The organism is Polaribacter sp. (assembly GCF_039939415.1).
In the GTDB taxonomy this organism is placed as follows: domain Bacteria; phylum Bacteroidota; class Bacteroidia; order Flavobacteriales; family Flavobacteriaceae; genus Polaribacter.
The window spans coordinates 1-9633 of record NZ_JBDVJE010000058.1; the positions used below are offsets into that span (position 1 = coordinate 1).

General features: G+C 27.5%; 8 protein-coding genes and 1 tRNA gene. All 9 read right to left on the reverse strand.

The window, feature by feature from the left end:
- Window positions 1–368 (reverse strand): DUF2892 domain-containing protein (locus ABJG40_RS09820; RefSeq protein ID WP_348024399.1); only part of this gene is annotated, 368 nt, incomplete at its 3' end.
- A gap of 57 nt (window positions 369–425) precedes the next feature.
- Window positions 426–3569 (reverse strand): cytochrome c biogenesis protein CcsA, encoded by a 3144-nt coding sequence (gene ccsA / locus ABJG40_RS09825; protein ID WP_348024400.1) that lies wholly within the window; start codon window positions 3567–3569, stop codon window positions 426–428.
- Between the two features lie 121 nt (window positions 3570–3690).
- Entirely contained in the window at window positions 3691–5754 is a 2064-nt protein-coding gene (scpA, locus tag ABJG40_RS09830) for a methylmalonyl-CoA mutase (protein WP_348024401.1), read from the reverse strand.
- Window positions 5747–6079 carry a hypothetical protein gene (locus tag ABJG40_RS09835; RefSeq protein WP_348024402.1) on the reverse strand — a complete coding sequence of 111 codons (333 nt, stop codon included), beginning with the start codon at window positions 6077–6079 and terminating at the stop codon, window positions 5747–5749. The genes scpA and ABJG40_RS09835 overlap by 8 nt, the downstream gene beginning before the upstream one ends.
- Complete coding sequence (locus tag ABJG40_RS09840) at window positions 6072–7448, reverse strand: methylmalonyl-CoA mutase subunit beta (protein WP_348024403.1); 1377 nt, start codon at window positions 7446–7448, stop codon at window positions 6072–6074. The genes ABJG40_RS09835 and ABJG40_RS09840 overlap by 8 nt, the downstream gene beginning before the upstream one ends.
- 3 nt (window positions 7449–7451) lie before the next feature.
- Window positions 7452–7766 carry a septum formation initiator family protein gene (locus ABJG40_RS09845; RefSeq protein WP_348024404.1) on the reverse strand — a complete coding sequence of 105 codons (315 nt, stop codon included), beginning with the start codon at window positions 7764–7766 and terminating at the stop codon, window positions 7452–7454.
- A 7-nt stretch (window positions 7767–7773) separates the two neighbouring features.
- Window positions 7774–8379: a uridine kinase gene (gene udk, locus ABJG40_RS09850; protein ID WP_348024405.1), complete on the reverse strand. Its 606-nt coding sequence runs from the start codon at window positions 8377–8379 to the stop codon at window positions 7774–7776.
- 158 nt (window positions 8380–8537) lie between these two features.
- Window positions 8538–8611: transfer RNA gene (locus tag ABJG40_RS09855), tRNA-Thr, on the reverse strand.
- Between the two features lie 327 nt (window positions 8612–8938).
- Window positions 8939–9154: a hypothetical protein gene (locus tag ABJG40_RS09860; protein ID WP_348024406.1), complete on the reverse strand. Its 216-nt coding sequence runs from the start codon at window positions 9152–9154 to the stop codon at window positions 8939–8941.
- Between the last annotated feature and the right edge of the window lie 479 nt (window positions 9155–9633).

The window sequence follows — 9633 nt, forward strand, 5'->3', positions numbered from 1 at the left end:
ATAGCTAAATCATGATCCATTGCTAAACCTAATTTCACAGCTTTACGTAAGAATTTTTCAGCTTGGGTAATATTTGTCTGACTTAAAATAATTCCGTGTAAATAATTATAATAACCTTGTTGTTTTGTAATTAAAGCAGCCTCAGGGTTCTTAATATATCCTAACCATTTTTTAGTTCCTTCAAAGTTTTGTTTACGTAACTGTAAAAATGCCATTAAAATAAATTCATTTTTAAAGTATAACAAAACAAAAATTCCAGCTAATAATAAGATAGAAATTCCGTTCATTATATTTACTTGGCTAAATTGATATACAGACCAAGCAGCAAGTAAACCTGCAATAACTAATTTTATATTTTTATGAAACATATTGTTTTGTATTTTTTTATCGAAGACAAAAATACATTTTCTTACTAAATTATATCCTTACTTTTTAAAGTATTTCTTGTATTTAAAAGAAGCAATTATTGTTAGTGAAATTAATGCCACAATATAAATATATGCCTCTTTTGGTGTTACAGATTGATCTCCACTTGCATAAGAATGCAATCCAGATAAATAAAAGTTTACACCAAAATATGTCATCATTATAGATAAATAAGCAAAAGCAGATGCAAAATTAAAAGATAACCTTCCTCTTAAACCTGGTATTAAACGCATGTGTAAAACAAAAGCATAAATCATAATAGAAATTAAAGCCCAAGTTTCTTTTGGGTCCCAGCCCCAATATCTACCCCAACTTTCATTAGCCCACATTCCACCAAGAAAGTTTCCAATAGTTAACATCACCAAACCAACAGTAATTGTCATTTCGTTAATAATGGTAATTTCTTTAACTATTAAATCCATTTTCTTTTTATTCTTTTCGGTTGTAAAAACTATTAGAATTATTGCAAAAATACCAAGAATCATTCCTAAAGACAACGGACCATAACTAGCAACAATAATAGAGGTATGTACTAAAAGCCACCAAGAATTTAAAACAGGTTGTAAGTTTGCAATTTCTGGATCTAACCAATTTTGGTGTGCAAAACCTAACATAATTGATACTAAAAAAGTAGTAGCAGCAATTGTTAACGTAGATTTTCTTCCTATAAAAAGACCAAATAACATTGTTGACCATGCTACAAATATGATAGATTCATAAGCATTACTCCAAGGGGCATTGCCACTTATGTACCATCTTGCGCCTAAACTAAAGGTGTGCAGTAAGAATAAGATTATAACACTACCTATTAAAATTTTTATTAATGTATTAACCCATTTTTTTGTGTTAAAAATTTCAACAAAAACAAAAATGAGAAGAAATAAACTTAAGTAACCATAATATTTAGCAAGTGTTTGAAAAGGTTGAATTTTATTATAAGAAATTTCTAATTCAACTTGTTTTTCATCAGGATAAACTTCAGCTCCAAATTTCTTTTGAAATTTCTTAATTCCATCTAAAATCTGATCTGCTTTAGAGTAGTTTTTTGTCTTTTTTGCTTCTTGTAAAAGTTGAATATAAACAGGTAAAGACTGACGTACAAAAACTGAATCTGTGGCTTTAAAACCTGCGGTAGAGGTTTCTGGTTGAGAAACCCAAGTATTATTCTCGTCATCAGGAATTGGGTATATGCGTAAAATTCCACCGCCAATAGCACTGTATAATAAACCTACGCGTCTGTCTATTTTTATTAAATCTTTTTCAAACTTATTTTTAACATTTTTCTTTTGTGCTTCTGCCACTTGTTCTTTAATAATATATGCCCCTCTTGGAGAAATAAAATCTGATAAACGAGCATATTTAGCATCTTTAGATAAACCTAAAGTTTCTCTAATTTTAGTGTTTTCTTTTTCTAAAAAAACAACGGGCACCTCAAACCAAAGTCTAGGGTTTTCTATAATTGAAAGCAAAATCTGACTTGCTTCCATTCCGTTAAAAGTGTCTGTTTTACTAACTTTTCTAATTAATTCAGAAGCAAATGTATGAGCAGGTTTCATACGTCCACCAGCATCTTGAATAACTAATTTGTTAAAGTTTTCAGCATGTTCTAAATCTACTAAATTGGCTTGTAAAATAGAATCAATTTGTTGGTTAGTAATTTTTTTTGTTTGATGCGCATCATGTTGTGCAAAATTAAAACTAGACAAGAATATTGTAGCTAGAATAGATAAAGCTAATTTTTTCTTTCTAATTTTTTTTAGTTTTAATTTTAAATCATCAAAGCGAGTGTTTTTAGCAAATAAAATACAAATAAGACCTATGTATAAAAATGAATATCCAAAATATGTAATGAATGTTCCTAAAAAATCATGGTTTACAGACAGATGTGTTTCTTCTATGGGCCCAGACAAATCATAACTAGATTGAAAGAATTTATAACCTTTATGATCTAAAATATGATTCATAAATATTCTATAATCAAAAGTTTCATCTGTATCAACTACTGTAACTTCACTTGCGTAAGCAGCAGCACTTTCTGAACCTGGGTATTTTTCTAATTGAAAGTCATTTAATTTAACTGAAAAAGGGGTTTCTAAGATCTTTGCACCATATAACATCCTAAAATTTAACCCACCAACAGTAATTTCTTTAGAACCTTCAGAGTTAAATTTACCTCCAGTTAATTCTATTCTTTTAGTTTCATTATTACTGGTAACATCTAGTACAATTACATCTAATTTTTTGTCATCTTTTGGTCCGCTAACAGTTTTCATAATTCCTTTTTCAGCAGGTCTTGGAACCACAAATTGTAACCCAGCAATATTATGCAAAGTTAAATATTGAAAATGTTGAATAGAATCTTTTGTGATTTTCCCTCTTTTTTGATCTGCCATTCTAAACCAATCTCCATCGTCTTTAGAAACCAAAGTTAAATTTCCTTCTTCTTTTGTAAAATTGATAGAAGCACTGTTTTCAGAAGCATCAAAACCAACTAAAACACCGTGAATATTTTGAATAGTTCCTCTTTTTAACCAGTGTTCATGTCTAGTGCCTTCAGAAGATTCAACAAAAAATAAATGTTCTACACCATTTTCATCCTCAATTAATTTTTTCTCAGCCCAAGGAATATAATTTACCAAGTCGATTTTAAAATCTTGTGTTTTACCATTAGATTTAAAATTATCAGTATAAGACCAAGAATTTTTTCCCCAAGCAGAAAAGATTAAAGGTTTGTTTATTTCAGGTTTTTGCATTTCACCGTTATCAACTATGGCATTTAAATAAGTGGTTTCAGATAAAAATTTATTAGTAGTTTCTCCTTCCTTTATTAGCATAATGCCTTCATAACCAATGTAACGAGTAACACCTGCACCTATTAAAATAAATAAGAAAGATAAGTGAAACATTAATACCGCCCATTTTTCTTTTTTGTACAATCTATATCTAAAAATATTTCCAAAGAAATTAATAACAAAAAATAGCATTATTAACTCAAACCACCATGTGTTGTAAACTAATGCTTTGGATGTTTGTGTTCCAAAATCATTTTCAATAAAGGTGGCAATTCCCATTGATGTTGCAAATAGGATAAATAAAACTGCCATTAAGCGAGTAGAGTAGAGTATATTAAGAATATTTTTCATTCTAGTTTGGTGATTTTTTTTGGTCTCGCAAATTTACGGATAAAAGAAATAATACCTCTTCTAGTAATGTTCTTTTTTAATGTTAAGATTTGTTAAAAAAAGAGTTAAGCTACTAATTAAATTATTCTACAATACTATCTATTAAAATTGTTAGTAAATCTATAGCAGCTTGAGAAATTTTTGTTCCAGGGCCATAAATACCTACAGCTCCTGCATCAAATAAAAATTGATAATCTTGTGCAGGAATTACGCCTCCAACAATTACCATTATATCTTCTCTACCATATTTCTTTAATTCTGCAATAACTTTAGGAACCAAGGTTTTATGACCAGCAGCTAAAGAAGAAATGCCTAACATATGAACATCATTTTCTACGGCTTGTTTGGTGGCTTCTAGAGGTGTTTGAAATAATGGACCAATATCTACATCAAAACCTAAATCTGCATAACCAGTAGCTACAACTTTTGCACCACGATCATGACCATCTTGTCCTAATTTAGCAATCATAATTCGTGGACGTCTACCTTCTAGAGTTGCAAATTTATTAGCTAAATTAGATGCTTTTTTAAATAATTTATCGTCTTTTATTTCTTTACTATACACACCAGAAATAGTTTTAGTTACAGCTTTATGTCTACCAAAAACAGATTCTAAAGCATCAGAAATTTCACCTAAAGTTGCTCTATTTCTTGCTGCTTTTACTGCTAATTCTAATAAATTTTCGTTACCAAATTTTGCCCCTTCTGTTAAAGAGGTTAAAGATTTTTTAACTTTAGAATTATTTCTATTTAATTTTATTTGTTTTAATCTTTTAATTTGAGATTTACGAACAGCTTCATTATCAACTTCTAAAATATGTAAAGGGTCTTCTTTCTTTAATTGATATTTATTAACACCAACAATTACATCTTTACCACTATCAATTTTAGCTTGTTTTATTGCTGCAGCTTCTTCTATACGTAATTTAGGAATTCCTTTTTCAATTGCTTTAGTCATTCCTCCTAAATCTTCAATTTCTTTAATCAATTCCCAGGCTTTGTTTGCAATATCTTCTGTGAGTTTTTCAAGATGATAACTTCCAGCCCAAGGATCTACAGTTTTAGTAATCTGTGTTTCTTTTTGTAAATATATTTGAGTATTTCTTGCAATTCTTGCAGAAAAATCTGTAGGTAAAGCAATTGCTTCATCTAAAGCATTTGTATGTAAGCTTTGTGTGCCACCAAAAGCAGCAGCCATAGCTTCTATAGTTGTTCTTGCAACATTATTAAAAGGGTCTTGTTCTGTTAAAGACCAACCACTTGTTTGGCAATGCGTTCTTAAAGTTAATGATTTTGAATTTTTTGGGTTGAATTTTTTTACAATTTTTGCCCACAACATTCTTGCAGCTCTTAATTTTGCGATTTCAGTAAAATGATCCATTCCAATAGCCCAAAAGAATGAAAGTCTAGGTGCAAAGGCATCTATATCCATTCCTGCCTCAATGCCTTTTTTGATGTATTCTAAACCATTTGCGAGTGTATAAGCTAATTCTATTTCTGCTGTTGCTCCTGCTTCTTGCATGTGATATCCAGAAATAGAAATAGAGTTAAATTTGGGCATTTTATTACTAGTGTATTTAAAAATATCAGCAATAATTTTCATTGATTGAGAAGGAGGATAGATGTATGTATTTCTAACCATGAACTCTTTTAGAATATCATTTTGTATTGTTCCAGATAATTTATCTAAAGTTACTCCTTGTTCTTCTGCGGCAACAATATAAAATGCTAATATTGGTAATACAGCACCATTCATTGTCATAGAAACAGACATTTTATCTAACGGAATTTTGTTAAATAAAATTTTCATATCTTCTACAGAATCTATAGCTACTCCTGCTTTACCTACATCTCCTTGTACGCGTTCATGATCAGAATCATAACCTCTGTGAGTTGCTAAATCAAAAGCTACAGATAATCCTTTTTGACCCGCTTTTAAGTTTCTTATGTAAAAAGCATTACTATCTTCTGCTGTAGAAAAACCAGCATATTGCCTAATAGTCCAAGGTCTTCTAACGTACATTGTAGAGTAAGGTCCTCTTAAGTTAGGAGCAATTCCAGCAACAAAGCCTTCATGTATAAATGATGGCTTAGCAATTTTGTTTTTATTGCTAAGTTTTATATGCTGTACATCTTTTCTACTCATCTTCTTTCTCGATTTCTAACTTTTGAAGTTTGTATAATTGAGATCCAATATCTTTTGATTCTTTTTCTCTTTTTTTAATTTTTATGTAACTTATTAATAAAAAAGAAAAAGAGAATAATCCTAAAACAACTACAATAATTCTTACTAAATCTACACTATTTCCAAAAAAACGATAAAAGCTGTCTTCTAGAAAATAAAGACTAACTATTGTAAAAAAGATAAAACCAATAATAAATGAAGGAATTTTTTTCTTAATTTCTTTTACCTCTTTTTTTATTTGATTTTGTCTTTTCTGTTTTTTAAGGATTTCTTTGTTTTTATCCATAATTTTTAGGGTTAATACTTTTTTCAGTTTCTAATCTGATTTTTTCAGAAGATTCTGAAAGTCTGTATCTAGTTAATGGGGGAATTAACGTTTTTATATTACGTTGTTTTATAAAAGGATATAATTTTAAATTATGTTGCATATTATCTGAAATATTTTTCTGATAATTTGTTCCTATTAAAACAATTTCATTTTCAATAAATTCTTTCTCTTCTTTTTTAGCACTTTCCTTTATTTTTTTTTGAATAATTCCCTCTTTTAATTGTTTTAAAAATCCTCCGTTTTTTTCTATTTGTTTAAATAGATCAAGAGCATTCTCTGCTATTTGTTGTGTTAAGTACTCAATATAATAAGACCCATTAGCAAAATTTTGAGCTTCTTTTAAGTAACTCTCATTTTGTAATATGAGTAATTGATTTCTAGAAATTCTTTCTCCAAATTCATTAGATTTGTTAAAAATATGATCGAAAGAAATATTAGAAATAGTATTTGCTCCACCAAGTATAGCACTCATACTTTCAGAAGTAGTTCTTAACATGTTTACATTGTAATCATAAAGCGTTTTATTTCTTAAGCTAGGTTGAACAAACAAATGAGCTTCAGTATCTTTAACGTTATATTCTTTTAAAAGTAAGGACCACAATATTCTAAAAGCTCTTAATTTTGCTATTTCAAAAAAGTAATTACTTCCAATTGAAAATGAAAAATGAATTTTATTAGCAATATTATTACCAAACTTATTTAAATACTCATTTGCATGAGCTAGTGTATAAGCAAGTTGTTGGGTATTTGTAGCACCTGAATTTTGATATAAATCTCCAGAAATAGAAATGCAGTTTGTAATCTTATTTTGTATTAAATCTACCTTTTTAAAATCTTCCTTTAAGTTTTTATACCAATTACCACTTTCGGCTAAATTACCTATTATGTCAGTTTGAAAAAAAGTTTTTTCAGAATTAATAAAATTGAATAAATCAATTTTAAAATCAGAATTGAGAAAATAAAATTTGAAGTATAAAAAAGTAGAACTAAAATTAATCTTAGCAAGTAATATTTTATAGTTAAATTTTTTTTTGGCTACAAATTGGATAGAATTTGCTCCATTTTTTAAAGCATCTAAAGCTAATGAATTGGCAATTTTTTCATCATCTACAAATATAGTTTGACAAATATTAAATCCGTTTTTAGGAAGTTTAATTTCTATATTGCACCTGTCTTCTGAAGTATAAAAAGGTTTTATAACAATTCCTTCTTTTGTTTTCCATAGTAAAGAATCATTATAATCTGCACCTTTAAGATCTACTTGAATTTTATTTTTCCAAGCAGCAGGTGAAGTTTTATTAAATTCATCAAATAGAAGTTTAGTCATTTATTAGTTTATTGTATCAAATTCAATTAAATAAATTTCTTCATTTTCTTTTTTCATTAAATACTTTTCTCTAGCAAAACGTTCTAATTGAAGAGAGTCTTGTAGTTTTTTTATGGTTGCCTTATCTTCTTTTATTTTCTTTTTGTAAAAAGAAATTGTGCTTTCCAAATCATTTATTTCATTGTTAAATTTATTATGAACAAGATAAGAGTTTTCATCAAAAAAAAACATCCAAATTAAAAATGGAATTAAGATTAAAACAAAAACGTTAGTTAAAACCTTTACCAGAGTATTTTTTCTAATTTTTTTTAAATTCATAAATAGTTTATAATCGCTCGTTTATTACAGTTCTAACAATATCTATTGCAACCGTATTATGTCTATCATTAGGAATTATTATGTCTGCAAAGTTTTTTGTAGGCTCAATAAATTGTCTGTGCATTGGTTTTAATGTGTCTTGGTAACGATTTAAAACTTCATCAATATCTCTTCCTCTTTCAGATATATCTCTTCTAACTCTTCTTATTAAACGCTCATCAGTATCAGCATGAACAAATATTTTGATATCAAATAAATCTCTTAATTCTGCATTGTTAAAAATTAAAATACCTTCTACAATTACAACTTTTCTTGGGTGTGTTTTTAAAGTATCTGTTGTTCTATTATGGGTAACAAAAGAATAGATAGGTTGTTCAATTGTTTTACCAGATTTTAATTCTTTTAAATGTTTAACAATTAAATTAAAATCAATAGCTCTTGGATGATCAAAATTAATTTTAGTTCTTTCTTCATAAGAAAGATTTTTTGTGGCATTGTAATAAGAGTCTTGGGAGATAACACATACCTCATCTAATGGTAAGTGTTTTATAATTTGATTTACAACAGTAGTTTTTCCACTTCCAGTACCTCCAGCAATTCCTATAATGAGCATATAATTATAATTATGATAATTAATTTGACTAAAATAATAAAGATTTTACTATTTCTTAAAGTTTTTTTATCCTTATTAATAATTCATATAAGAATACAAATTATAAAATAAATAAAAAAAGTCTCAAAAAAAATATTTTTGAGACTTTATAAAATTAGAGCCAATGGAGGGACTCGAACCCACGACCTGCTGATTACAAATCAGCTGCTCTAGCCAGCTGAGCTACATCGGCTTTTATTTTGAGTGCGCAAATAAAACACAATTATTAAGATTTACCAAAATATTTTTTATTTTTTTGCATAAAAAAAGCTTCAATACTATTGAAGCTTTTTTATCAAGAATAAATAATTTATTAAATGGTAAATAACAATTGCTTTTTGGTTATTTTACCATCTTTAAATTTAAAAAACGCAAAATTTTTCAATTTGTTGTCTTTTTCTCTATAAAAATATAATTAAAGTATATTTAATTTGTAAAACAAAATGTTAGTAGTATAGAATTATAATTTCTACAATAAGAAATTTCTTTTGCTATTTCTCTATAAATACTTATTTAAATTTTATGGTCTACCTTTCAATCGTTTTTCTATTTTCTGTTTTACAGCAGTTAAACGTTTCATTTGATCCATAATTTTAACGTCTTTTTCTACCTTATATACCTCGTTTAATTCTAATATTAAAGCTTTTACTTCTCTAGAGGCAATTATTCTATCACTTGTTGTTTTGAATGAGAATTTTCTGTGTTCAAATTCTTCAGCTCTTTCTAATAAATTCATTCTTTGTATTTCCTTTTTTGTAATTTTCGAATATAATTATAAAAGTTAGAAAAGCAAGAAAAATCTAGGTTTATTATAGTAGTTATTGGTAATTACTTGTTAAAACGCAATTAAATGATGTTATAACATAGATTTATCTTCTGTTTTTAATAAAAAAGGGAGTGTTTTTTTATTCTTTCTGTAAAACTTAAAAATTAAAGATTTAATAAATTGATAAATAAATATCAAGATTATAGTAAATTATTTTTTAAGCAATAGGGAGATAATTAAACTGTTATAATCTACTAAAATTATATTTTTATGATTTTTTTCTATTAAATTCTCTTATAGTTATTCTTGAATAAACAGAAACTTAATAATCATTTTAACTCAATCATTATGATAGTAACCCAAAAACTGTAAAACCTTGTAAATCATACGATTTACAAGGTTTTGCAGTTTTCTTTAATATCAATTTTAGTCGGGGTGGCAGGATTCGA

Coding starts and splice junctions, on each gene's coding strand:
- ccsA (WP_348024400.1), bottom strand. CDS start 3,569: ATGAAAAATATTCTTAATATACTCTACTCTACTCGCTTAATGGCAGTT.
- scpA (WP_348024401.1), bottom strand. CDS start 5,754: ATGAGTAGAAAAGATGTACAGCATATAAAACTTAGCAATAAAAACAAA.
- ABJG40_RS09835 (WP_348024402.1), bottom strand. CDS start 6,079: ATGGATAAAAACAAAGAAATCCTTAAAAAACAGAAAAGACAAAATCAA.
- ABJG40_RS09840 (WP_348024403.1), bottom strand. CDS start 7,448: ATGACTAAACTTCTATTTGATGAATTTAATAAAACTTCACCTGCTGCT.
- ABJG40_RS09845 (WP_348024404.1), bottom strand. CDS start 7,766: ATGAATTTAAAAAAAATTAGAAAAAATACTCTGGTAAAGGTTTTAACT.
- udk (WP_348024405.1), bottom strand. CDS start 8,379: ATGCTCATTATAGGAATTGCTGGAGGTACTGGAAGTGGAAAAACTACT.
- ABJG40_RS09860 (WP_348024406.1), bottom strand. CDS start 9,154: ATGAATTTATTAGAAAGAGCTGAAGAATTTGAACACAGAAAATTCTCA.